General features: G+C 45.6%; 21 protein-coding genes. 2 read left to right on the top strand and 19 right to left on the bottom strand.

Annotation, left to right across the window (positions count from 1 at the left end; translation table 11 throughout):
- Positions 1-99 precede the first annotated feature (99 nt).
- The 4 genes from MMB75_RS04985 to MMB75_RS04970 all read right to left on the bottom strand — a co-directional run bounded on the left by MMB75_RS04985 (position 100) and on the right by MMB75_RS04970 (position 2,347).
- Positions 100-531: an ORF6C domain-containing protein gene (locus MMB75_RS04985; protein ID WP_016822087.1), complete on the bottom strand. Its 432-nt coding sequence runs from the start codon at positions 529-531 to the stop codon at positions 100-102.
- A complete protein-coding gene (locus MMB75_RS04980; RefSeq protein WP_016822088.1) occupies positions 528-1,649 on the bottom strand; it encodes a ParB N-terminal domain-containing protein in 1,122 nt (373 codons plus the stop codon). Before MMB75_RS04980 ends, MMB75_RS04985 begins: the two co-directional genes overlap by 4 nt.
- Positions 1,650-1,855: 206 nt before the next feature.
- Complete coding sequence (locus MMB75_RS04975; protein ID WP_014599961.1) at positions 1,856-2,122, bottom strand: hypothetical protein; 267 nt, start codon at positions 2,120-2,122, stop codon at positions 1,856-1,858.
- A gap of 12 nt (positions 2,123-2,134) precedes the next feature.
- On the bottom strand, positions 2,135-2,347 hold the full coding sequence (locus MMB75_RS04970) for a helix-turn-helix domain-containing protein (protein WP_017427617.1): 213 nt from the start codon (positions 2,345-2,347) through the stop codon (positions 2,135-2,137).
- 230 nt (positions 2,348-2,577) lie between these two features.
- On the opposite strand from MMB75_RS04970, the gene MMB75_RS04965 reads away from it, so the two are divergent.
- Together MMB75_RS04965 and MMB75_RS04960 are read left to right on the top strand one after the other, a co-directional pair.
- Positions 2,578-2,967 (top strand): helix-turn-helix domain-containing protein, encoded by a 390-nt coding sequence (locus tag MMB75_RS04965; protein WP_014599962.1) that lies wholly within the window; start codon positions 2,578-2,580, stop codon positions 2,965-2,967.
- Positions 2,968-3,076: 109 nt separating this feature from the next.
- Complete coding sequence (locus MMB75_RS04960) at positions 3,077-4,264, top strand: site-specific integrase (RefSeq protein ID WP_016822090.1); 1,188 nt, start codon at positions 3,077-3,079, stop codon at positions 4,262-4,264.
- 67 nt (positions 4,265-4,331) lie between these two features.
- Here the strand turns inward: MMB75_RS04960 and glnA are convergent, their stop codons facing one another.
- The 15 genes from glnA to MMB75_RS04885 all read right to left on the bottom strand — a co-directional run bounded on the left by glnA (position 4,332) and on the right by MMB75_RS04885 (position 23,588).
- On the bottom strand, positions 4,332-5,660 hold the full coding sequence (glnA, locus tag MMB75_RS04955; protein ID WP_016822091.1) for a type I glutamate--ammonia ligase: 1,329 nt from the start codon (positions 5,658-5,660) through the stop codon (positions 4,332-4,334).
- A gap of 125 nt (positions 5,661-5,785) precedes the next feature.
- Positions 5,786-6,199, bottom strand: coding sequence for a MerR family transcriptional regulator (locus tag MMB75_RS04950; protein ID WP_016822092.1), 414 nt, complete (start codon positions 6,197-6,199; stop codon positions 5,786-5,788).
- 83 nt (positions 6,200-6,282) lie between these two features.
- A complete protein-coding gene (locus tag MMB75_RS04945) occupies positions 6,283-7,536 on the bottom strand; it encodes a methionine gamma-lyase family protein (RefSeq protein ID WP_016822093.1) in 1,254 nt (417 codons plus the stop codon).
- A 111-nt stretch (positions 7,537-7,647) separates the two neighbouring features.
- Positions 7,648-8,934: a GTPase HflX gene (gene hflX, locus MMB75_RS04940; RefSeq protein WP_013371541.1), complete on the bottom strand. Its 1,287-nt coding sequence runs from the start codon at positions 8,932-8,934 to the stop codon at positions 7,648-7,650.
- A 112-nt stretch (positions 8,935-9,046) separates the two neighbouring features.
- Positions 9,047-10,030 carry an AAA family ATPase gene (locus tag MMB75_RS04935; RefSeq protein ID WP_016822094.1) on the bottom strand — a complete coding sequence of 328 codons (984 nt, stop codon included), beginning with the start codon at positions 10,028-10,030 and terminating at the stop codon, positions 9,047-9,049.
- 114 nt (positions 10,031-10,144) lie between these two features.
- Positions 10,145-10,840 (bottom strand): YdcF family protein, encoded by a 696-nt coding sequence (locus MMB75_RS04930; RefSeq protein ID WP_016822095.1) that lies wholly within the window; start codon positions 10,838-10,840, stop codon positions 10,145-10,147.
- Positions 10,837-11,394: a ribonuclease FAU-1 family protein gene (locus tag MMB75_RS04925; RefSeq protein WP_013371544.1), complete on the bottom strand. Its 558-nt coding sequence runs from the start codon at positions 11,392-11,394 to the stop codon at positions 10,837-10,839. Before MMB75_RS04925 ends, MMB75_RS04930 begins: the two co-directional genes overlap by 4 nt.
- A 165-nt stretch (positions 11,395-11,559) precedes the next feature.
- Positions 11,560-14,220: a PBP1A family penicillin-binding protein gene (locus MMB75_RS04920; protein WP_016822096.1), complete on the bottom strand. Its 2,661-nt coding sequence runs from the start codon at positions 14,218-14,220 to the stop codon at positions 11,560-11,562.
- Positions 14,221-14,410: 190 nt separating this feature from the next.
- The gene (hfq, locus tag MMB75_RS04915) at positions 14,411-14,653 is read right to left on the bottom strand and encodes an RNA chaperone Hfq (protein ID WP_013371546.1); all 243 of its coding nucleotides are present in this window, start codon (positions 14,651-14,653) and stop codon (positions 14,411-14,413) included.
- A 20-nt stretch (positions 14,654-14,673) separates the two neighbouring features.
- Positions 14,674-15,654 carry a tRNA (adenosine(37)-N6)-dimethylallyltransferase MiaA gene (gene miaA / locus MMB75_RS04910; protein ID WP_016822097.1) on the bottom strand — a complete coding sequence of 327 codons (981 nt, stop codon included), beginning with the start codon at positions 15,652-15,654 and terminating at the stop codon, positions 14,674-14,676.
- Positions 15,638-16,489, bottom strand: a complete 852-nt coding sequence (locus MMB75_RS04905; RefSeq protein ID WP_019687796.1) for a class I SAM-dependent methyltransferase — start codon at positions 16,487-16,489, stop codon at positions 15,638-15,640. Before MMB75_RS04905 ends, miaA begins: the two co-directional genes overlap by 17 nt.
- A gap of 12 nt (positions 16,490-16,501) precedes the next feature.
- Complete coding sequence (mutL, locus tag MMB75_RS04900; RefSeq protein ID WP_016822099.1) at positions 16,502-18,670, bottom strand: DNA mismatch repair endonuclease MutL; 2,169 nt, start codon at positions 18,668-18,670, stop codon at positions 16,502-16,504.
- Between the two features lie 70 nt (positions 18,671-18,740).
- Entirely contained in the window at positions 18,741-21,560 is a 2,820-nt protein-coding gene (mutS, locus tag MMB75_RS04895) for a DNA mismatch repair protein MutS (RefSeq protein ID WP_029514444.1), read from the bottom strand.
- Positions 21,561-21,669: 109 nt separating this feature from the next.
- Positions 21,670-22,905: a putative amidoligase domain-containing protein gene (locus MMB75_RS04890; RefSeq protein WP_016822100.1), complete on the bottom strand. Its 1,236-nt coding sequence runs from the start codon at positions 22,903-22,905 to the stop codon at positions 21,670-21,672.
- 125 nt (positions 22,906-23,030) lie between these two features.
- On the bottom strand, positions 23,031-23,588 hold the full coding sequence (locus tag MMB75_RS04885) for an outer spore coat protein CotE (protein WP_013371552.1): 558 nt from the start codon (positions 23,586-23,588) through the stop codon (positions 23,031-23,033).
- Between the last annotated feature and the right edge of the window lie 74 nt (positions 23,589-23,662).

The raw sequence follows: 23,662 nt of genomic DNA, 5'->3' as shown, positions 1-23,662 counted from the left end.
TTGCTCTTGCGTTGTATATTACGAACGATAATGGCATGCTGTAATTCGTTTTCGAACCAGATACGAGCCAATTCCGGTAGAGTCATAATCATTCACCCCTTAGATATAGTCTTCTGGACGAAAGTCTTTAACGAAGTAAATGGAATCATCAAAATCAATGCGCCGGATGTGACTGTACTTCGCGACTGAGAACAAAACTTTCAACTTACTCCAAATTATGCGGCGATATTTTCCGACCGTTTCGTTAAATTTTCCATCTGTCTCCTTGTAACGATCTTTTGTGAGAGTAATGGACCTAATTCTTACTGCATCCTGTAACTGATAGCATTCAGCATCCGTCAGCGTTACACTGTCTCGAACCTCTTGAACCATCATCTGAACTTCTTCCACTTTTTCAGTTACATCCAAATGCATTTGCTTAATACCGTCTATAAGACCGCGAATCGCCATGCCTTGAGCCTCTGTTAGTTGCATTTGCTTTTCAACTACAGACAAGAAATCTGGCTGCTGATTAGGATTCATTAGTGTCATTTTTCTACCACCTTTCTGCTGTTTACAGCTGGACGAATCTGTTCAATAAAGGCTTCCAACATGTCCAAACTTTCAGACAACCGTTTCTTTTCAGAACTACTTGCACTGCCTATTGCCCCCAACATGAACGAAGTAATTCCAACCTTTTGCAGAAACTGTTTCACATGGATACTTACCTGGATCGTGTTGCTGTCCGCTTCAAAGCGAAGCTTCTTCATTTGAGCAGCGGCCTCATGTTCGTTGAAGTCATCTGGCTGCTGGAGTTTGATAGTCTCCAGTTCTTCTTTAGCTCTTTGGTAGCCACTCTTCAATTGTTCAACTTTTAAACGTTCTTTTTCCAAATCATCATTGAGTTTGTTTTTCCAATATTCATCGCGTTGTTTGAGCTGCGCTTCCGCCTCTTTTTCCTTTTGGCGAATGAAAATGCCTGTTTCTTCCTCATGACGCTCTACAGCCGCAGATACAGCATCCTCAAGTTGATCCGCAGGAATGGCATCTTTGTACTGTCTCTGTAACTCAAGCTTGTCCCGCTCTGCCTGCTCTGCTCTTTCCTCTGCCTCACGGACAGCCTCTTCGAGCCGAGCTTTGGTTTCTACAAATGCCTTGTGAGTGCTGATCAAGCCTTCATCAAGCTGCTGAATGATTTCGGGAGTAGCATTTTCCGCAATAAACTTCGCTTTGTCGTACTGCCTGCCAGAGCCAAAGCCTGCCTGATCCGCTACAATATCCCGAACTTGTCCGGTAGGTTGGTCAGGAAAATTTTCCGTACCTCCAGCCATGCGCTCTTTTGCCTTCAAGCGTTCGACCTCTTCAAGTCGCCGTGCCCATTCTACTCGCTCGGAAAAAGTGAACTCCTTACGATGTTCATTCTCGGAAATCTCAAGCTGAAGTTGATGCTCAAAATCCTTGATTTCCATAACTCTTACCGTCACTTCTGAGCGTCCAAGGAACTGGTGCGCTCTCAAGCGCCGCTCTCCAGCAATTAACTGATAATCTGGTGTTACTACAATAGGGTTAATAAGTCCGTTTTGTTCTATATCCTGTGCCAGTTCTTCGATGCCACCGAAGTCCTTACGGATACGATCACTGACTTTGATTTTGCTGATACCAATTTGCAAGTTGATTCTCCTTTCTTTACATCCCCTCTGTGATAAAATGTAAGTTGTTGTAGCTTTATCAATTCATCAAAGAAAAGAGATGCTATCTTGTAAAGATACTCTCGCTATTTTTTAATAGAGTAGAATGCTTACATTCTTTAAATCATGCAGTCAGTTATCCAGTTGTTCTATATTGGGTGTAGTCATTTAGTTTTGTTCTCCTTTCTTTAATAAGATTGTTCCAATAACCAATTTTCCAAGAACTCACGCGTTTCTCTCGCAGGAAAATACCATTTGCTCCCTACTTTCCGTTTCGGAAATCCTGGATGATAGAAAAATTGTTCTTGTATAAAGTTCCAACTCATACATGTACGACGCTTTAATTCAGCCGCATCCCAAAATACGTACTCCACATCAGCTTCTTTTAAAACCTCCGCTATCTTCGATTTGACCAGTTGAAAGGCTTCCTTTTCGTCAACGCTGACTGACAACATGTTTATCCCTCCTTAATTGTTGTTTTCTTTTAATTTCTTAGGAACCAGCTTGATCTCTAATCCCAAAGCATCGCAGGCTTTTCTAAGCGTGGTTTCGTTCCACCGACGACTTCCATTTAGCAAATTGTGCATGTACTGCGGGGAACACCCAACTAAATGAGCTAAATCAGAAGGATTTAATCCTTTTTCATTTATAAGTGGCCTCATTTGTTCAGAAACCTTCATTTCATCACCTCCGTTGAAATAATATTAATCTATTTGATTAATTAAATCAAACGTAAAATTAATCAAATAGATTCAAATAAAAGCATTTTAGATTATTATCCATATAGTTTAATATATATGCTCAATTTTTCGCCTATTTGCTTCTTTTTAATCTATTTGCTGTTTGTATTTTAATCTATTTGTTGATATCATTAATTCATCAATTAGTTTAAAAGGAGCGGTCACAGGACATGTCTAGTTATCCTAACCGGATAAGAGAGATTAGAAAATCACAAAAGAAATCAGGAGTACAAGTAGCTGAATTTTTAGGAATTACCCCTCAATTTCTATACAATATCGAAAAAGGAAGCCGAACTTTAAATACTGAGGTGGCTTCAAAATTAGCCGAGTATTTTGATGTAACCGTAGATTACCTTCTTGGCCGTACAGAAGCCGAAAAAGATGATCGCCAATATCCAGAGTGGGCCACGTCAAAGGACATTCGGGATTTTAAAACAATACTTGAAGAAGATGCGCCGGTAATGTTCGATGGCGTACCAATCTCAGAAGACGACAAAGAAAAAATTAAACGGGTCATGGAAGCTATGTTCTGGGATGCTAAAAAGAACAAAAAAGATTAATTGTTTTGAATGAAATAGCTTTCCTAAATATTCACTTTGCGCTTTCACCGCTGCGAGGCGGTTTCACATACACAAAAAACGGAACATTTGTTCTATTGGAGGAATAATCATGGCAAACTTTAAAAGATTAAAGAGTGGTTGGCGGTATCGGTTAAAGTACACCGATCCGTTTACACAGCAACAAAAGGAGAAGTCAGAACGGGGATTCCGTACAAAACCGGAAGCAGAGTTAGCTGCAGCAGAATTTTTAAAGAGAATAAAACAAGGTTACGAACAGATTGACATGCCTCTCGTCGATTATATAGAAAGTTGGATCATCAACTATAAAAAAGGAGATGTTAGAAAAAACACACTTAAACAACATATGAACAATCTAAAAACACACATTAAGCCTTATTTTAAACAATTAATGATAAAAGATTTAAAACCAGATATGTACCAAAAATTTTTAGATGCTTGTTTAGAAAAAGGCTTAAGCCGAAGAACAGTCGAAATAATTAACTCAACAGTTTACAGTGCTTTAGAACTCGCAGTAATTCAAGGAAAGTTAGAACGTAATCCTTGCATAGGATCAATTATTAAGGGAGAGAGGAAACAAAAAACTATTGATTTCATTGATTCTGAGGATATTCCTCGTTTTCTTTATACAGCAAGAGGATATGGTTATATATACTGGATATTTTTCAAGGTGCTGTTGGAGACTGGCATGCGTAAAGGTGAAGCCGCTGCTTTAAAGTGGTCTGATATTAATTTTAAGGAGAAAAAAATTCACATTAATGAAACTTTGGATTTCCAACCTGATAACGAGGACGAGCTATTCGGGGAAACAAAAACCTTCAAATCAAAACGAACAATCAGTGTAAGTACATCTCTAATCAACGATCTAAAGTATCATGCTAGTTGGCAGAACCAGAATAAAATTAATCTCGGAGAAACAATGTACCGACATGATTTAAATCTCGTTCTATGTAGAAATGACGGACGTCCTATGCCGAAGTCAACACTATTTAACGCATTTAAGCGTATCTTGAAGCGCGCTAGTCTCGATGGAGTTTTGCGTATCCATTCTCTTCGTCACACTTACGCAGTGCTCATGCTTGAAGCTGGAGCCGATATAAAGTTTGTCCAGGAGCAGCTTGGTCATGGTAGTGTGCAGATTACATCTGATGTATACGCACACATTTCTAAAAAGTTAGAGAAACGTAACATAGACAGATATGAGGAATACACAAGCAAAATTCTCGGCTCAAACAATTTTAAGTCGGGGGACGTTTGGGGGACACCCCAGAAGAATTAATAAACTCCTCTGAAACGTCCCCCATTACAACTCCCAAAAAAACCGCATACTCACAGGTTTTTATCTATTAATAAAGCGTCAGATATTGATCACGTTCCCATTGATGTACTTGGGTGCGATACATATCCCATTCAATTTCCTTAAGCTCATAGAAGTAAGCCAGAGCATGATCACCCAGTGCATCAGAGATAACTTCGCTCCGAATAAGCTCAGACAAAGCTTCTTTCAGGTCTGCAGGCAGACTTGGAATGCCTTCTTCAATTCGCTCTTCCTCGGACATCACGTAGATGTTGCGATCAATTGGGGCTGGCAGAGCCATCTGACGTTTAATACCATCCAAACCTGCTCTCAGCATTACGGCCAGGGCTAGATAAGGATTCGCTGCCGGGTCAGGGTTCCGAACTTCAACGCGAGTGCTCAGGCCACGAGATGCGGGGATCCGAATCATCGGACTCCGATTGCTTGCAGACCAAGCGACATAACAAGGCGCTTCATAACCTGGTACGAGACGTTTGTAGGAATTTACTGTTGGATTCGTGATCGCTGCCATTGCACGTGCATGTTTAAGAATACCTGCCATATAGTGGCGAGCTGTCTGGCTTAATCCGAGTTCATCCGTCTCATCATAAAATACGTTTTCATTGTCCTTAAACAACGATTGGTTGCAGTGCATACCGGAACCATTCACGCCGAACAAAGGTTTTGGCATAAAGGTTGCATGCAAACCATGCTGACGAGCAATTGTCTTAACAACAAGCTTGAATGTTTGAATTTGATCGGCAGCCTTAACTGCATCTGCATATTTAAAGTCAATCTCATGCTGACCAGGTGCAACTTCATGGTGGGATGCTTCAATTTCGAAGCCCATCTCTTCAAGCTTAAGAACAATTTCACGACGACAGTTCTCACCCAGATCCATTGGAGCCAAGTCAAAATATCCGCCTTGGTCATTCAGTTCTGTGGTTGGATCGCCTTTTTCATCGGTTTTGAACAAGAAAAATTCAGGCTCTGGTCCAACATTCATCGAAGTGTATCCCAGTTCTTCGGCTTCCTTAAGTACACGTTTCAAGATCCCCCGCGGGTCACCTGCAAATGGAGAGCCGTCTGGCTTGTAAATATCGCAGATCAAACGAGCTACACGATCCGAGGTTACCCAAGGAAATACAACCCAAGTGTCCAAATCTGGATATAAGTACATGTCAGATTCTTCGATACGTACATAGCCTTCTATGGAAGAACCGTCAAACATCATTTTGTTATCCAATGCTTTTTCCAACTGGCTAACCGGAATTTCAACGTTCTTAATGGTACCCAGCAAATCTGTGAACTGCAAACGAATAAAACGAACATTTTCTTCTTCCGCAATCCTAATGATATCTTCTCTGGTATAACTCACACTAACCTCTCCCTTTCTGTAACGACTATATGCAAATCGGCTGTATCATAAATGACATAAAAGACTTAAATGATGAGACCGTTTTTTAAGTAAAATAACCTTATGCCAAAAGGTAAGTCCAAGCATTATCTATTGTTGAAAAATCGTGATAATTCGCCTTGGATCAAAGATACCTGTCCTGGTCTTTTGCCTGCAACAAGTTGTTGTTTCAATAAACGATGAAGCTGAGTATCGGACATTTCACGGCGTTTGACTTCCGTATCTGCAGTAATAACTGTAGCTTCCTCCGATTCCTTGGTAACCGGATTCATGACTTGTTTAATTCCTGCAATGTTAACACCCTTTTCGATCAACGCCTTAATTTCAAGCAGACGCTCTACGTCATTGAATGAAAAAAGACGTTGGTTACCTGATGTACGGGCAGGAACTATCAAATTATGCTGCTCATAATAACGAATCTGACGTGCTGACAAGTCCGTTAGCTTCATGACAATACCTATTGGAAATAAGGCCATATTTCTGCGAATTTCGTCGCCCATTTGTCATCAACCTTCCAGTGATCTATTATTCACCTTATTGTACATTTAGCTGATGCAAAGTGTCAATGATATGTTAGAAAAACTCACAATAATTTACGTTCTTTCATCGTTTGCAGAGCCATAAGTACTCCATATTTGACATGAGAGTAGGTTAAGCCCCCTTGCATGTAACCAATATAAGGCTCCCGAATCGGAGCATCTGCGGATAGTTCCAAGCTTCCACCTTGTATAAACGTACCTGCGGCCATAATAACCGGATGCTCATAACCCGGCATATCCCACGGCTCTGGCACCACATGGCTATCCACGGCGGCTGCGCGCTGAATGCCCTGTACAAAAGCAATTAGATGTTCTGGTCCGCTAAAAGAAATGGCCTGAATCAAATCCGTACGCTCTTCATGCCAAGCAGGTTTGGTCTCAAACCCCATTTCTTCAAAGACTGCAGCAGCGAATATGCTTCCTTTAACCGCTTGCCCCACCAATGTAGGAGCAAGGAATAGCCCCTGGTATATGCCCCGTGTAGTGCCTAGCATGGCTCCTACTTCTCCACCAATACCAGGTGCTGTTAATCGGTAGGATGCCAGCTCTACATATTGATGTTTACCGCAGATATATCCACCCGTTTCTGCAATACCTCCACCAGGATTTTTAATCAACGAACCTGCCATCAAATCGACACCGACCTGGGTAGGTTCCAGCTTCTCAGTAAATTCCCCGTAGCAATTGTCCACAAAGACAATAACATCAGGCTTTATCTTCTTCACTCGTGCCGTCATTTCTTCAATATCTGCCACACTAAAGGAAGCTCTCCAATCATAGCCGCGTGAGCGCTGGATACCGATCACTTTGGTGTTCGCATGGATTGCGGACTCCACCGCTTTCCAGTCCACCTTACCTTCTGCTGTCAGCGCTGTCTCTCCATAAGTAACACCAAAGTCCTGCAATGATCCTGTTCCATCGCCAGGCTTACCAATCACTTTGTGTAAGGTATCATAAGGTCGCCCTGTAATGTATAACAACTCATCCCCTGGACGCAGCAGACCAAATAAAGCCGTAGCGATGGTATGCGTTCCCGAGGCAAAATGCGGACGCACCAACGCTGCCTCCGCACCGAACACATCTGCATAGACCTCTTCCAGCACTTCACGCCCCCGGTCATTGTAAGCATATCCCGTTGAACCTGCAAAATGAAAATCGCTCACTTGCTTGCGCTGGAAGGCCTGAATGACCTTCCACTGATTTGCATCCACAATATGATCTATGTGCTGGATACGTTCTTGTATTTTAAGTTCTACTAATTCCTGAATTTGCTGAATTTCCGGACTAAAAACTACCATTTACCTTCTTGACCCTCTCTCTTCCGCAGCCTTAGGCTAATCATGTTATATTGTTATTCAATTCGAACGATGAGCATTATCATCTTATGGACCCAAAAACATCATTAGATGTTAACTTTCTGTGAACTCACTAAGCGCATGACCATACTTTTCGTATTCTCCTCTTTGAATTTCTACCTCATAAATGACATCATTGCCATCATACTCTGTCAGCAGTACATCTCCAATTCGATAAAGCACCGATGTTAAATCCCCACGTTCCGCAGGAATACGAAATCTCAGTGTGTCACCGCTCAGATGCTCCTGAACCAGTTCGCGAATGCGTAGCAAATCTGCTTCATCAAAAGCACTGATTTTCAAATAGCCTTCCCCAGAAGGGAGCATTTCCAATTGCTCAGGGGTGCAAGCATCTTTTTTGTTAAACAATACGATCTGAGGCTTGTCCGCAGCCCCAAGCTGTTGCAGGATTGACTCTACAACTTTCATTTGTTCGTCACGCATGTCTGAGGAGGCGTCCACGACATGTAAAATGAGATGAGCCTCATTGGCCTCCTCCAAAGTGGCCCGGAAAGAGGCAACCAAATCATGAGGCAGATTTTGAATAAATCCTACTGTATCTGTGAGAATAACTTCTTTGCCACTCGGCAGTTCCATTGTTCTAGAGGTAGGATCAAGCGTCGCAAATAGTTGGTTCTCAATATATACATCGGCAGCTGTCAGTTGCTTCAACAGTGTTGATTTGCCGGCATTTGTATAGCCAACGAGTGCCACCTGGACGATGCCGGCCTTTTGTCTACGCTCCCTGTGTAAATACCGATGACGCGTCACTTCCTCAAGTTGGCGTTTCAGATCACTGATTCGGTCACGAATGTGACGACGGTCCGTCTCTAGCTTGCTTTCACCAGGACCACGTGTTCCGATTCCGCCACCGAGCCGCGAAAGATTTTTACCATGTCCAGACAGTCGAGGGAGTAAGTATGACAACTGCGCCAGTTCAACCTGGATAATACCTTCCCGTGTCTTTGCACGCTGAGCAAAAATATCCAGAATTAACTGTGTCCGGTCAATTATTTTGAGATCCAGGCTCTCTTCAAGATTTCGTACTTGAGCTCCCGAGAGCTCCTGGTCAAAAATAGCTGTATTCGCTCCCAATTCTTCAGCAACTGCACGCAATTCATCTACTTTTCCTTTGCCAATAAACCATTTTGAGTCCTTGGATTCCCTATTTTGTGTGAGGACGCTCAGCACTTCAACTCCCGCTGTTTCAGCCAGCTTCACCAGTTCTTCCAACGAATATTCCGTATTGATGCCAGATCGTTTGACTTCATCTGTAATTAGACTGACCAGTACCGCCTTATCCTGCATTTCGGTTTGTGTATCATGAGTGGAGTTCGCCATATTGTTTGCTCCTTTATTTTCATGTCAACTCTCGAACAGAAACCGACCTGATGTCAGGCCGGCCCTCGTTCGATGTCATACAATTCGATATGATTCAGATTCCTATTATCGCCTATCTTTTGTCCATTTTCAAATCCTCTGGTCGCAACGTCATCAATTCCTGCTTGCCGGGTTGCCCGCTCCTGTACTGATTAAGCAGCCTGACGGCTTGGTGCCGAATCGCTTTTTCGATCACATTACGAACATAACGTGCATTACTAAATGCATGGAGACTGTCATTCCGCTCATTTAGCAAATGCTCCTTCATTTTGAGTATAGACTGAGGCATGAGAATATAATCCCGTTCCTTAGCCATCATCTCCGAAATTTGAATGAGTTGATCCACAGTGTAGTCAGGAAAATCCAATTGAATTGGAAAACGAGAAGGAAGACCAGGATTTGTCCGTAAAAAAAAGTCCATTTCTCCCGAATACCCTGCGAGGATCAAAATAAATTGATTTTTTTGGTCTTCCATGGCCTTCACCAAGGTATCAATCGCTTCTTTTCCGAAATCCTTTTCCCCTCCACGTGCTAAACTGTAAGCCTCATCAATGAACAACACGCCGCCAAGAGACTTCTTTACCAGGTCCCGCGTTTTTTGTGCGGTGTGGCCGATATACTCACCTACCAGATCAGCTCTCTCCACCTCAATCAGATGGCCCTTGCTCAGTACCCCCATTTTTTGCAACATTTTAGCGATAATGCGGGCTACTGTCGTTTTCCCCGTACCTGGATTTCCTTTAAAAATCATGTGATATACGTGTGCGTTGCTCAACAGACCCGCATCAGTGCGCATATGAGCGATTTGCAAAAAGGCATATACCTCAAATACCAGTTCTTTGATGTTATCCAAGCCGACGAGATGATCGAGTTCTTTCTGAATTTCCTGATAAAGACTGAGATACTGCGGTAGCGCCTGCGACTTGGTCGAAGCCACTGCTTCCGTCTCGTCCACAGTCACCGAAGCGATCGGCTCCGGGCTACGCAGCACGACATTGATTTGTCTGGAAGGTCTCTCCTCCGACCGCTTGCCCGCGGCGATTCCCCGTCCGTTCATGCATCCATCACCTCAACATTTCTTCAGGCACAGCTTACCCTATTAATGTATTCGGTCCAGCATGTCCTTATTAGCATAAAAGCAACGAGAACGCGTACAAAGCCTTCCCTCAATTCAGGCAATCCAAATTTGAGCACTGATCCACCACCGTTGTAGCGTCCATTTTGCGTAAGCCAATACTTCTCTTGATTGATGAATTGGCATATTCAGCACTTTGGATTCGGTCAGAGCCAGCTGGGGATGATCGAAACTCAAAAATTGAGCAATCTCCAACGCGCGAGGACCGTGATAGCTATGTGTGATGATTACGGTGGAGTTCCAGCCATATTCCTTCATGATACGCTGGCTGTAGAGCAAATTTTCGTAAGTACTGGTTGCCTGGTTTTCTAACACAATATGCTGCACAGGGACTCCTTTATCTACCAAGTAGCGTTGCATCCCCTCGGCCTCCGTATACGGAAAATCAGGTTGATCCAGTCCTCCACTTACAATTAGTCGCTGCACCATCCCGTTACGATATAACCGCAAGGCTTCTTCTAATCTTTCTTTTAAACCAGGACTGGGCTCAGCTCCCCACATAGAGGCACCTAGTACGATACCAATTTGTGCATGCTGAAGCGGAGTGGTAGAGGCAGCTGTATTCATATTCCATACTCGGATACCTGCCCATACCAATCCGACCAAAATGAAAATCATCAAACCAATTATGAGACGCTTTGATACCATAAATATTTTCCCATTGCGACTTTGCCTGCTTTTTGGCTCATGGCGTTGGGGCCTAGTGCTTTTAATCCACTGCAAAAATTTCACCGTTCTCTCTTGAAATCACCGTTATGAAACCATTCTGCCCGGTGTTTCAGCGACATTTTAAAATAGGGGAACATGTGAGCATCGATCTGATGTAGCAGGTCAGCCGCTGTTCGGTTAGCCAATTCTGCTTCTTGCGTAGAAATATGCCCCCGTTGTAGCGCCTCCTCCAGTTCATCCTCATCCACCAGAAAGATTTCACCGTTTTTAAGCACGACCACATCCAAATACAAATCATCAAACCAAGGAACTCCTTGATCGGTTACTCCTTGATTTCGGCAGGTATCAATGTACCATTCGACGATTTGCTCTCGATTGTCAAACATAGCAGTCACCACATAATGCTTACCTTTGGGATAATATTGCAACCAGGAATAACCTTTATCGGCTATGCAAAACGTATGACCACCATAACTTTTCCATAATGGCTCCTTGAGACTCAAAATAGTATACAGGGTCACATATCCTGTAAACGCATCACTTTCTACATACCGGCAAGCAAACTTGCGATTGGTGATTCTTCGCCAGTTGGCCCGGTCTCCGAATTTGCGCTTCATAAATGATGTTCCTCTCCAACATTGGTAAAACCAGCTTACCATATTTAAACTATACACTCAAAAATAACCCTTGTATTACAGCAAAAAAGGTATTTTCAGACTGTCAAAACAGTCCGAAAATACCTTTGATTTAAAACCAATATCATCTTACATAAAACATATTTGCTAATCCCGGTTGTGACGTCCACGATTGGAGTTGGAATGACCGTTGGATTTGCCTTCCTGATTTCCATCCACTATAGCACCTGTGGTAGATGCATCTGTATTTTCTGGATTGGTCATAGTATTTTCATCAGTTATACCTGAATCCGGTGTAGTCGTCTGACCATTCCCCTGATTTGTATCGTTTCCGTTACCAAAATTGTCGTTACTGTTTCCTGTACCTCCAGTACCATTTCCATTGTTAACTCCAGGAGACGTTGGAACTTGTTCAGAACCAGTACCGTTATCGGTGCCTCCAGGAAGTGTATTCCCCTGGTCCGTGCCATTCTGACCGTCTATATTCTCGCCATTATCCGGTACGGTTCCATCCTGATTAGGATCGTTTCCTGGCTGCGGATCTATCGGAGTAGTTTCTGCTGGAATTTCTACGCTAATCGTGTTGGAAGCTGCGGATTCTTTACCATCCGCTCCATAAGCTACGACATAGTATTGATACGTCTTTCCAGCTACAGGAGACGTATCTTCACCACTCGTGCCTCTCATCGCCTCCATAATCGTCCGGAAGCTTCCTTCGGAAGACTCTTTACGATAAACACGGTATTGTACATTGTCTCCCTCTGCCGCATTCCAAGACAACGATACAATTTGGGTATCCTGACTATACGACCCGCTCAGTCCGCTTGGAGCGGTGGCCTGAACCGGCTCTTCTGGCTTCTCCTCAACCGGTGGTTCATATCCCTTCGGCTCGCTAAATTGCGTCACTGGGTGTCCCTTGAGTGCTTCACCCATAACCCTTCCGAAGAAGGCTGCCGACTGTCCGCTAGAGTTTCTCAACATATGCTTGCTATCTGGCTTGTCATACCCCATCCATACCGCTCCGGTATATTCCGGCGTATAACCGACAAACCAGATGTCCCGGTTACCACTGTTGCCGCTGATTCCACTTTGGGTCGTACCCGTTTTACCAGCTACAGGCCAGTCGATACGTGCTTTACGACCTGTACCGCTATTGACCACATTTTGCATCATTTTTGTCATTTCATAAGCCGTTTTCTCACTCATAACAGATTTGGATTCCTCATTATGAGTATAAACCACTTGATCATCGCTATTGTTAATTTGCTTAATGGAGTAAGCTTTTTGGAATTGTCCTTTATTGGCAAAAGCGCTATAAGCCTGCGCCATTTCAAGAGTATTTGTTCCTTTGCTTAATCCCCCCAATGCGATAGCAAGCGAGTGATCATTTTTGTCCATCGGTATGCCTACGCTCTCGGCGAATTGAACGCCTTTTTCCACACCGATTTGGTTCAACAACCATACAGGTGGTATATTTTCAGACTTCGTAATGGCATCCATCATGCTGATGGTGGAAGAGTAACCATGTAAGTTTTTCGGACTGTATCCGTTAAAACTCTGCCGTTCGTTACTCAAAGGAGTATCTATCGTAAATTTACCGGATTCAAGAGCTGGCGCATAGGCTACAATCGGCTTAAAGGCCGATCCTGGCTGTCTGCGGCTCTGCGTCGCACGATTAAAGGTTCCCTTTTTATAATCCCGTCCGGGTGCCATCGCGGCAATACCACCTGTCTGGTTATTGATAATAACCATTGAGGCTTGGACAGGCTGATCGTCGGGACTTTTTTCGAACATATCATCATCCGCCATCGCTTGATCCAACGCATTTTGAGCCTGAGCATCCATTGTCGTATGAATTTTATAACCGCCAATAATCAGATCATTGCCGCTGACTCCTGGCAAGGCATCCTCTGCCTCATCCATGACATATTCCATAAAATTTTGATATTTTTGTACTTTTTCCGGTTGTTTGTAATCGTAATTTATAGCTTTGGCTTCTTCCATTTCCTGCTTTCCAATCATTCCCTGCTCAAACATCAGCTGGAGAACCACAGCACGCCGGGCCTTTGAGTTTTCCGGGTTACTGATCGGGTTATACTTGGAGGGTCCTTTCGGAATAGCCGCCAGTGTAGCGACTTGCCACAACTTTAATTTATTTAAGTCTGACTCTCCAAAATAGCCTTCCGACGCTGCCTTTATTCCAGAATATGAGCGTCCAAACCATATCCGATTCAGATATAGCGTAATAATTTCATCTTTAGTCAAATTCCGCTCCAGCGCCATTGCGATGGATACCTCTGTTGCTTTACGGAAAAAGGTTTTGTCACGTGTCAAAAACAAGTTTTTGGCCAACTGCTGAGTCAGCGTACTGCCGCCCTCCACTGCAGAACGAGCAACGATATCCTTCACTGCCGCCCGACCGATAGACCAAATATCAACTCCTTGATGCTCCATAAAACGCTTATCCTCGGTTGCGATAAAAGCTTTTTTGAGCAACGGCGGAATTTCTTCACTTTTCACAGGATCACTTTTTTGCACAGACAGCTCACCCATGAGCACACCGTTGCGGTCATAAACCTTTGATGTCTCGTTCACAGTAATTTTGTCCTTGTTGGCTTTGTAGATTTTTTCGCCATTAACCATGACAAATAAATAACCACCAAGTGCGCAAAATATGGCTAATGCTGCTGTAATAAACAGCGTCCACCCAACTCGCTTACCTGTTATTTTCTTTTTCTTGCCCTTCGGCTTCTCTTTAGATGTGTTTCTATTGCGATTGCCGGATCTGGACAATGAATCGTTTGGCATTCCCCTGACTCCCTTTCGCGAATAATCATAATGTCGCCGAGCGTAAGCTTAAAGCTAGCTGTCGGCAGCATGAAAGTAAACGGAATGAAAAGAACAACCCTGATCAGGTTGCTCCCGGTCACATTCCTATACAGTTAGACGAGACGGACGCCTGAAAAGTTTCATTACCCGGGCGGCCGTCCAGCCGTAATCAGTTATCGCTAGCGTTATCTTGTTGTACAAGCGATACGTTGCGTTGCGGTGTGAAGGTGGAGATGGCATGCTTGTAGATCAGCTGTTGCTTCCCATCCGAATCAATAACGATTGTAAAATTGTCAAATGCTTTAATCGTTCCTCGCACCTGAAATCCATTGATGAGGTATACCGTCACAGGTATAGAATCCTTGCGCAATTGGTTCAGAAACGTATCTTGGATATTAATAGACTTGTTCATTTTAGCCGTACCCCCAATAATCATTTGGATTGTTTTGAAGTATATTCAAGGTCTGTCCGGAACTTTCCTGCTATAATTTCGTGTATTCGGGCTGCATGAGCAGAAAAATTTTCGAAATCAGTGACATCTACCCACTGGATATCCTTCATATGGCGAAACCACGAGAGCTGTCGCTTCGCAAAATGACGCGTATCCCGTTTTAGCCAAGTCACCGCCTCCTCCAAAGACACCTCTCCCCGCAGGTAGGAGGATATCTCTTTATAGCCTAGACCTTGCATGGAGATGGCATCGCTTCGCACTCCCCGTTCCATTAAGGAGGTTACCTCAGCAACAAGCCCTTGATCGAGCATCCCGTCAATTCGGTCTTCAATACGTTTATATAGCATTTGCCTATCCATTGTCAAACCTACGATGCAGAGTTGGTAGGGAGATTCCTTTTTTTGACTGGCAAGTTGAGAGCTAAGTGTTGTTCCGCTAACATGGTAAATTTCCAGCGCTCTCACGACTCGACGACGATCATTTGGGTGCAGACGAAGTGCACTTTCGGGATCAACTGCCTGTAGTCGCGCATGAAGCGCGTCGGCTCCATACTGATCGGCATAGTCAAGCTGTTCCTGACGAAAAGCTTCATCTGCCCCTACCTCAGAAAACTGGTATTCATAGCAAACCGATTCTACATACAAACCTGTCCCGCCTACGATGAAAGGTAGCTTTCCTCTAGATTGAATATCAGGTATGAGACGACGACAGTCTTCCTGAAATTGGGCTACTGAATATGGGTATTCAGGCTCATGAATATCGATTAAATGGTGCTTGATTCCTTTCATTTCCTGTTCGGAAATTTTGGCAGTTCCAATGTCCATATGACGGTATACCTGCATGGAATCCCCGGAAATAATTTCCGCGTCAAATTGTCGAGCCATTTCGATGCTTAGTTTCGTCTTGCCAACCGCAGTCGGGCCAACAAGAACAAGTAGTTTAGGCTTAGATGCCACTGTCAATATCAATCACTCCGTACACTGTTTTCGTTGTGCCCCGTTGCTCCACACGGAAGCCGAGGCGGGCAAACTCTCCGCTACCCCTTTTTTCTTTCAATACAATTGTTTTTCTTGCAACCCTTTTCGCATGAGCAATACTTTCTTCATTCAATGCATCTGGATTGGCCAATCCTCTCAATGGACCGATTGCACTGGAATCAAGCAACGGATCACGGAACATCGGGTCAAAATAAATAATATCTACACTGCGGTTCGGCAAGCTACGCAAATAGTCCAGATGATGACCAAAACGAACGTCAATGTCGGAAAAGGCTCTATCTACTGCAGCATTACCGGAACGGTAATGTCTCATCCCATCCTTGATTAATGCATAGACAGGGAAGGAACTCTCCACAGCTGTGACTTGTCCAGAACTTCCCGTTCCAATGGAAAATAAAAGTGAATCCGTACCTAGCCCGGCCGTGCAATCCAGCACGGTATCACCCGGGGTAAGTCGGGCAGCCGTCAACATCGGATCAGCCTCGCCCTTTAATACCCTTTTGGCTCGAATGAATCCCATACTTGGATGAAAAACCATCGGTGGTTGTTCCGGACTAATCAGCCTCACCCCGCCCTGCACCAGCACCAGAGCCTGACGGACTCTGTGAGCAGCGATTAGCTTAGCTACTGATATGCCACGACGTGGGGCGTACAGCACCCCAAGCTCGGCTGCAAGCAGCTTCGCACGCTCCACAACCTCGTCCGAGGGAGAATCTCCTGTCGTGACCAGTAATTCAGCTTGTTTCTCACGAAGCATCATCTGCTTTTCTTCTTCACGTTTTTCCCAATCCTGCAACATATTTATACTCCCTTACATTACTCTTTTAAACAGCTTCTCCAAATCATATGTGGAAAAGGAAACAACGATGGGGCGCCCATGGGGGCAGGTATAGGGTTGTTTGCAGGCTGCCAAACGTTCTAACAGCACGACGGCCTGTCGGTCAGTCAGCTTCTGATTTGCTTTAATCGAAGCCCGGCAGGAGCACATGATTGAGGCTGCCTCCCGCAGTTTAGCTAGATCAATGGCTTTTTCCTCCAGCACCCATCCAGCCATTTCCTCAATGACATCCGCTTCTTCTCCTTTGGGGAGCCAGTACGGATATGAGCTGACACGGAAGGTTTGCCCGCCAAAATGTTCCAAATACACCCCCGCCTGTTCAAACCAATGCAACCTTGTTTTCAATTTTTCCGTTTCGGAAGGCGTAAATTCCAATGTAATTGGCAGTAACAACTCCTGTGATACTGATTCAGGATTGCCAAATTTTTCGTAATAAAATTCGTAATTGACCCGTTCATGGGCGGCATGCTGATCAATTAAATACAAGCCCTGGTCGTTCTGTGCAATCAGATAGGTTCCATGGTGCTGACCGATTAAATTCAGCTCAGGAAAAGTAGGCACCTCAGGAGCTGCCCCCGACAACGCTGCCAATTGCTCTGTCTTCAGACGTTCCTGGTGCGTCTTCTGATCCGTGAATTTAGTAGTGTTGTCTGCAAGGGGGGAAACAGAAGAACGGTAAGCGGCAGAAGCAGCCGTTTCCTGTATCCCTTCGCTGTACGAGGAAGAGACATCTGTTTCGGCATGATCTCCTGTGGATATCCGTGTAGTCATCCCATCAGGAAGTGACACGCTCCCTCTATCATCACTCCCGTTGTTTTCTTCCACAAAATCTGCATCCAGTTCGTCATCACTGATACTTTGACGAGCGAGAGTGTTTGCCTGTCCATTGACTGAATGGCTCCTCTCCCTACTCGGATGTTGCTCACGCTCCTGGCTAATCTTCTTCTTCTCTTCATTACTGGTCAAGTGATTGGATTGTGTCGATTCCTGGACCTGCGGCGAAGCCATAGAAAGAGGTAGCGTTCGATTATGACCATTATCCGAAGAAGCATCTACTTCTGCACCATTTCCTTTCGAGAAATGAAACTGCTCCTGCACAAACGAGCCACTATCCTTACCGCCAATTTCGCGTTTAACTGCCTTCGGAATCAGCACTTGCTGCCCTAAAACAGCTTTTACCGAATCTTCAACCAACTGAAACAGTTCAGCTTCTTTACTGAACCTCACCTCCAGCTTGGCTGGATGGACGTTAACATCCACCAAAGAAGGATGCATGTCCAGTTGGATCACAGCCAGCGGATAACGATTGATCGGCAACAAAGTATGATACGCCTTGAGCAGTGCCTGATTGAGCCCATAGCTTCGCACAAATCGTCCATTCACTACTGTCGAAATTGCATTGCGATTCGATCGGGTCCACTCCGGGCGACTGACATAGCCGCTAATTCGGTAATCAAGGCTCTCTCCTTCCACCATCAACATTGATTTTGCCGCAGAAGTTCCGTAAATAGCAGCTATCACTTGGAGCAAATCGCCATTTCCCAGCGTTTGCAGCAATGTATTGCCGTTATGCCGCAATGTGAAGGCCACTTCCGGGTGCGAAAGCGCCATTCGGTACAATACATCCGAAATGTGCCCCAACTCCGTCTGGATTGTTTTCATATATTTTAGCCGTGCAGGTGTATTATAAAACAGATCGCGTACGGTAAAATCCGTCCCCTGCCTACCAGCAGCATCCTCGTGAAGTACCAGTTTACCGCCCTCAATCACCAGTTTACGGGCACGGCCGTCATCTCCTGCTGCTGTGAGCAGCTCTACTTTCGATACAGCCGCTATACTGGGCAATGCCTCTCCCCGGAAGCCGAGACTTGTGATTTGGAATAGGTCGCGGCCATGTCCGATTTTGCTTGTCGCGTGCCGATAAAATGCCGTTTCCACGTCTTCAGGCTCTATCCCACTGCCATTATCCGTCACCCGAATACTTTGCAGGCCGCCCTCTTCTACCCATACGTCTACTCGTGTACCGTCCGCATCAATCGCATTTTCCACCAGTTCCTTCACGACGGAGGCTGGACGTTCCACGACCTCACCGGCAGCAATCTGGTTCGCAATATGCTCATCTAGCACTCGAATTTTAGACATCCTTTTAACCTCCTCCTGACTTCAAAGTGTGATGAAAAATAAGCAAAATAATAATGCCTAATATTTTTAATTACAGACCATTGGCTTTATTTTTTAATTCATTTAACAATTGCATTGCCTGTAAGGGTGTCATGTTCATGACATCAGCATTTTTCACCTTCCGCAAAATTTGGCGCACGATCGGATTAGCTTCTACCGTCTCTGGGTGTGGCTTGGAGGGAGCAAGATCCTGCTCTCCGAAAATGGACAGCTGTACCACGTCAGAAGCTGATCGCTCCAACTCACCTGAATCTTCCACAATCTGTAAAGTATCTTCTTTTACCAGGGTGGCTTGCTGTGATCCAGACTGGACTTGTGGTGCTGTATCTCCGTTCGCTGACAATGTCTGGCCTACATATTTTGCGGACATTGGAGAAATCTCTTCTGTCCCTGACGCTGTACGAAGATCAGTCCCTTCCTTCGCTCCCCCTACTGCCTCCGTGCCCGCCGTTACTTGAGCTGCCGCCTGTTCAAAACCATATAGCAGACCATTCGCTCGCTCAATAATGTTATTAGGCAAACCTGCAAGCCGGGCACAATAAATACCATAGCTACTACTCGCCGCGCCTGGTATGAGCTTGCGCAGGAAATTCACCTTATCGCCGCTTTCCTGCACAGCCATGGAGTAATTTCGCAGCGAAGACAGACCTTGCTCCAAATGGGCCAGCTCATGGAAATGCGTAGATACCAGCGCCTTACAACCAATCGTATCATGCACAAATTCGATGACCGCTTGTGCAATTGCCATCCCTTCGCTGGTGGACGTCCCTCGTCCCAGTTCATCAATAATAATCAAGCTTCGCGGAGTTGCCTTGTCCGTCATGACTTGAATATCCGCCATTTCGACCATAAACGTACTCTGCCCGCCGATGAGATCATCCGCAGCACCGATCCGTGTGAAAATGCGATCCAGCATCGGCACTTTAGCACGTGCAGCCGGGACAAAGCAGCCAATTTGAGCCATAATCGCAATGAGGGCAACCTGACGCATATACGTACTTTTCCCAGCCATATTCGGACCGGTGATGAGTAGAATATGCGCATCGGCTTCTTCCAACACTGTGTTGTTGGCGATAAAGCCACCATCTTTCATTACGGCCTCCACTACGGGGTGCCGTCCCTGTTCCACTACAAAATCATATCCTGTTGTCAGCTCAGGTTTCACGAATCCACGTTCCGCGCTAACCGTTGCCAGCGACTGATACACGTCGATTTCAGCAACTTGCTCTGCCAGCTTTTGCAAACGGGGAATTTCAGCGTTCAGTTTACCGCGAAGCTCGGAGAAAAGCGTGTACTCCAGATCCACCATTTTATCCTCAGCTTCCAGAATCAGCGATTCCTTTTCCTTCAATTCCGGTGTGATATACCGTTCTGCATTCGCCAACGTCTGTTTGCGTTCATATCGACCTTCCGGTAATGAAGCCAAATTGGATTTGGTCACCTCGATGTAATAACCAAACACTTTGTTGTATCCGATTTTGAGCGACCGAATGCCGGTTGCTACACGTTCCTTGGCCTCCAGCTCAGCGATCCAACGCTTACCGTTCACACTCGCTTCACGCAGTTCGTCCAGACGCTGATGGTAACCTTCCTTTATAAGCCCTCCATCTCTTACGGAAATCGGGGGTTCATCGGCCACTGCTTCCTCAATCAGCGTACACAGGTCTGTACAGCTGTCCAATGTTTGTGCAATCCGTCTCAGCGTATTCGATGGAGATTCAGCGCACAGCTCGCGTAAAGACGGAATTTGAGCCAGAGACAGCTTGAGAGCGATCAAATCTCGTGCATTAGCACTACCAAAAGCGATCCGTCCTACCAAACGCTCCAGGTCGTAAATCTCTTTAAGCTGAGCACGTACATCCTCGCGGAAAATAAACTGGTGATATAGCTTGTCTACCGCTTCTAACCGTTCCTCAATTAAATTGCTGCTCAATAACGGCTTGTCGATCCAGCGACGCAACAAACGTGCGCCCATGGATGTCTCTGTCCGATCCAACAGCCACAGCAGCGAGCCTTTCTTGGAGCGTTCACGCACCGTCTCCACCAGTTCCAGATTCCGGCGGGTAAATGGATCGAGAATCATAAAATGATTGGGCTCATAGACCGAGATTTGAGTCAGTTGACCTAACGATCTTTTTTGCGTTTCATTTAAGTAGGCAATCAGGCGCGATACGCAACGTCTGCGTTCCTCCGTAAGCCTTGCCCATGTGGCTTCACCGAATTGATCCCGTACCAGATCATCTTTAGATTTGTCCCAGGCCGTATACACAACACGCCGTCCAACAGGGGACATACGAGAGGTCACGAAATCGAGCAAATGACCATCCCCCAACATTTCGGACGGCTCATAAATGTTAATTTCATCTAATAGCCATTCTTTCGAATCAGGTACGGAAGTCACATAGAGTTCACCTGTCGACAAGTCGCATGCCGCCAGCGCCAGCATCCCGTCCGTCTCTGTGACACATACCATGTAGTTGTTGGATTTATCACCCAGCACTTTGCCCTCCATGACCGTACCCGGGGTCACCACACGGACGATATCCCGCCGCACCATTCCCTTCGTAGCTGAGGCTTCCTCCATTTGCTCACAGATGGCCACCTTATAACCCTTCTCAATAAGGCGTTGTATGTAATTTTCTGCTGAATGATAAGGCACGCCGCACATTGGAATTTTCTCCGCGACGCCACCCTCACGACCAGTCAGTGTAATTTCCAGCTCCTTGGATGCAAGAATCGCATCATCAAAAAACATCTCGTAAAAATCCCCTAGGCGGAAAAACAAAAATGCATCTTTAGCCTGCTCTTTTATAGATAAATATTGCTCGATCATCGGTGTATATTTAGACATACCGTTACCTAACCCCCACACTTTGTTCCGTTAATCTTATAATTATCTTTCATTATATCAAAAATGACAGTCGATAACATGAAACCCTCTCGGGTGTTGACACCTGATTTTACGAAAGCTTCCAGTACGGGCGCAAATCCCGTGTTTCATCCCATTGTTTTCCTTGGCGAAGGCTATCCAGCAGCGGCGCTATATAAGCTTCATATTGAGAATAGATCTCTAGTGAAACCATATCTAAAATAACTGGCTCCATATACTCTCTAAGTACAACCTGGTTTCCTTCATAAAAAGCTCTGTGAGCCTCTTCTTCTCCCAGCGGCCTACGCTGCAAACGTGAATATTGGGAAGCGATCAGAAACGCCATCCCAATCACACCTTTCGCCAGCTGTGGCGAGATTAGAAAACTAGGCAGTGTACGATATTCAAAGCCTCCGTAAGACTGACGGCGAAAATCGCCCAAATTGCCATAATGCGGTCTGCGCCGAGCTGAGCGCTTATCTTCTAGCAGCGCCAGAGGCAACGCCAAATAGTTATCTAGTGCCCTAAGTAGGGCACCATTTAGCGGAACACCGCTGAAATGCAGGTGTCCGCCCAGGGGAAAACCTGGCTGCGGCATTCCGCCCGCCTGCCAGATAAGCGTGCGGTCGTCAATACGTCGAGCTGCTGTTGCAAAAGCTTGGCGCAGATGCCTCAGCAGACGAGCCGGATCTTCGCTCGGGGCAGGACGAAGCTCAGCGACCGGATACAGCGTTCGCCCTCGGCGGGTAACGGCATCGCAGCCAGCTATGCCTAGTCGACCCAAAAATCTAGAAGCCGGAACAACCCTCCCCTCTGGCATACGAACCAGCACAAATTCGGGGTCCATTCCGATTAATAGTCGCGCGCTCCCTCGTTCTGCTGAAAGTTCTTCTCCCGGAGCATCCTCTTCACGAGCAGCAACTTCGTATAGCGTGGCCAAACGTCTATCGTTCAGCCAGGGCTGTGCCAAGACTTGGCGAATCTGACAATTACGCTCTCCCAGCGGCGTCAGCACTACCTCACCACTGTCCAAACCGAGTGTATACAACGCACGTACAGCCAGCCGCTCCATCCGGACATAGAGCGGGGATTGAGAATCTAGTTCAGACAAATCATATGTGCTAACTTTGGTAGAACCTTCGAGGGCGCGTCTACGAATTTCCAGTCCCCGCAGTTGATGGATTTGCACCGCATAGCCGATCGCAAAATCTGCTGTACTCTCATCCAGCCAACGAACCGATATACCTGAACGCTCCAGTCTGCGCATTTTTTCATCATCCGTCATCTCTCTGAAGCGTTTGAGCGCCTGTCCCGGTTGCCGCATCATACTCCCCCTTACCGTTCTACGTACGGAATTTAACGATCCAAAACGACAAAAAAGGAGGGCCTTTGCCCCCTGCGCAATATCAGCCGGCGCAAAGAGTAAAGTGGCCCTCTTTTTGGTCACTCCTGTCAGAGCTCGTCGTCAATGAGGTCGGGGTCGAGCTCCTCATAGTCCCCCTCTTCCGCTCCAAAATCAAAGTCCTTGTCAAAATCGTCACTGCTGCCATACGGGAATACTTCTACAACAATCTTCGTTTCCGCCACCAGCTCCACCGCAAATTCCCGCTCGACCCGGATCATTACGCTGCCACCTCCAGAAGACACACTGGCCTCAACGCAACTTGGCTCCTGTGTAGCTTCGGCGGATACTTCCACTGTAGACGCCCGGTGCTTCGGATCAAGATACGAGAGCGGCACATTTTCTACGTACGACACCGTTTCCTTAGCCACATCGGTCTGCGAGTTTTTATCGTATGAGTACCAAATATTGATATCATACGTCCCGATGACCTCAATGCCGTCTCCAGCCGCCACAGCTTCATACTGGTGGTTGATAATCCATGCCCCCAAAATACTGGTCGGATTATTCGGCGGAGTTACGGTATGGGTTACGGTAGAGAATCTGCGACCTTTACCACAGATCGCTTTGGTAATAATCTCTCTACGATTTTTATGACTTAATGCCATTCTTGAACCTCCTCCATACAATCAATCATTCCATACATATGTATGCAGGTTGTGGGCGAATGTTGAGTGAATAG

The sequence above is a fragment of the Paenibacillus sp. P2(2022) genome (assembly GCF_029522175.1).
GTDB lineage: Bacteria > Bacillota > Bacilli > Paenibacillales > Paenibacillaceae > Paenibacillus > Paenibacillus polymyxa.
The sequence above is the reverse complement of the archived record's forward strand: the minus strand, read 5'-3'. Positions and strand labels throughout refer to the sequence as shown.

What these genes read in the sequence shown, in the direction of transcription:
- MMB75_RS04985 (WP_016822087.1), bottom strand. Translation starts at nt 531, where the DNA reads ATGACACTAATGAATCCTAATCAGCAGCCAGATTTCTTGTCTGTAGTT.
- MMB75_RS04975 (WP_014599961.1), bottom strand. Translation starts at nt 2,122, where the DNA reads ATGTTGTCAGTCAGCGTTGACGAAAAGGAAGCCTTTCAACTGGTCAAA.
- MMB75_RS04970 (WP_017427617.1), bottom strand. Translation starts at nt 2,347, where the DNA reads ATGAAGGTTTCTGAACAAATGAGGCCACTTATAAATGAAAAAGGATTA.
- MMB75_RS04965 (WP_014599962.1), top strand. Translation starts at nt 2,578, where the DNA reads ATGTCTAGTTATCCTAACCGGATAAGAGAGATTAGAAAATCACAAAAG.
- MMB75_RS04960 (WP_016822090.1), top strand. Translation starts at nt 3,077, where the DNA reads ATGGCAAACTTTAAAAGATTAAAGAGTGGTTGGCGGTATCGGTTAAAG.
- MMB75_RS04950 (WP_016822092.1), bottom strand. Translation starts at nt 6,199, where the DNA reads ATGGGCGACGAAATTCGCAGAAATATGGCCTTATTTCCAATAGGTATT.
- MMB75_RS04945 (WP_016822093.1), bottom strand. Translation starts at nt 7,536, where the DNA reads ATGGTAGTTTTTAGTCCGGAAATTCAGCAAATTCAGGAATTAGTAGAA.
- hflX (WP_013371541.1), bottom strand. Translation starts at nt 8,934, where the DNA reads ATGGCGAACTCCACTCATGATACACAAACCGAAATGCAGGATAAGGCG.
- MMB75_RS04935 (WP_016822094.1), bottom strand. Translation starts at nt 10,030, where the DNA reads ATGAACGGACGGGGAATCGCCGCGGGCAAGCGGTCGGAGGAGAGACCT.
- MMB75_RS04925 (WP_013371544.1), bottom strand. Translation starts at nt 11,394, where the DNA reads ATGAAGCGCAAATTCGGAGACCGGGCCAACTGGCGAAGAATCACCAAT.
- MMB75_RS04920 (WP_016822096.1), bottom strand. Translation starts at nt 14,220, where the DNA reads ATGCCAAACGATTCATTGTCCAGATCCGGCAATCGCAATAGAAACACA.
- hfq (WP_013371546.1), bottom strand. Translation starts at nt 14,653, where the DNA reads ATGAACAAGTCTATTAATATCCAAGATACGTTTCTGAACCAATTGCGC.
- MMB75_RS04905 (WP_019687796.1), bottom strand. Translation starts at nt 16,489, where the DNA reads ATGTTGCAGGATTGGGAAAAACGTGAAGAAGAAAAGCAGATGATGCTT.
- mutL (WP_016822099.1), bottom strand. Translation starts at nt 18,670, where the DNA reads ATGTCTAAAATTCGAGTGCTAGATGAGCATATTGCGAACCAGATTGCT.
- mutS (WP_029514444.1), bottom strand. Translation starts at nt 21,560, where the DNA reads ATGTCTAAATATACACCGATGATCGAGCAATATTTATCTATAAAAGAG.
- MMB75_RS04890 (WP_016822100.1), bottom strand. Translation starts at nt 22,905, where the DNA reads ATGATGCGGCAACCGGGACAGGCGCTCAAACGCTTCAGAGAGATGACG.
- MMB75_RS04885 (WP_013371552.1), bottom strand. Translation starts at nt 23,588, where the DNA reads ATGGCATTAAGTCATAAAAATCGTAGAGAGATTATTACCAAAGCGATC.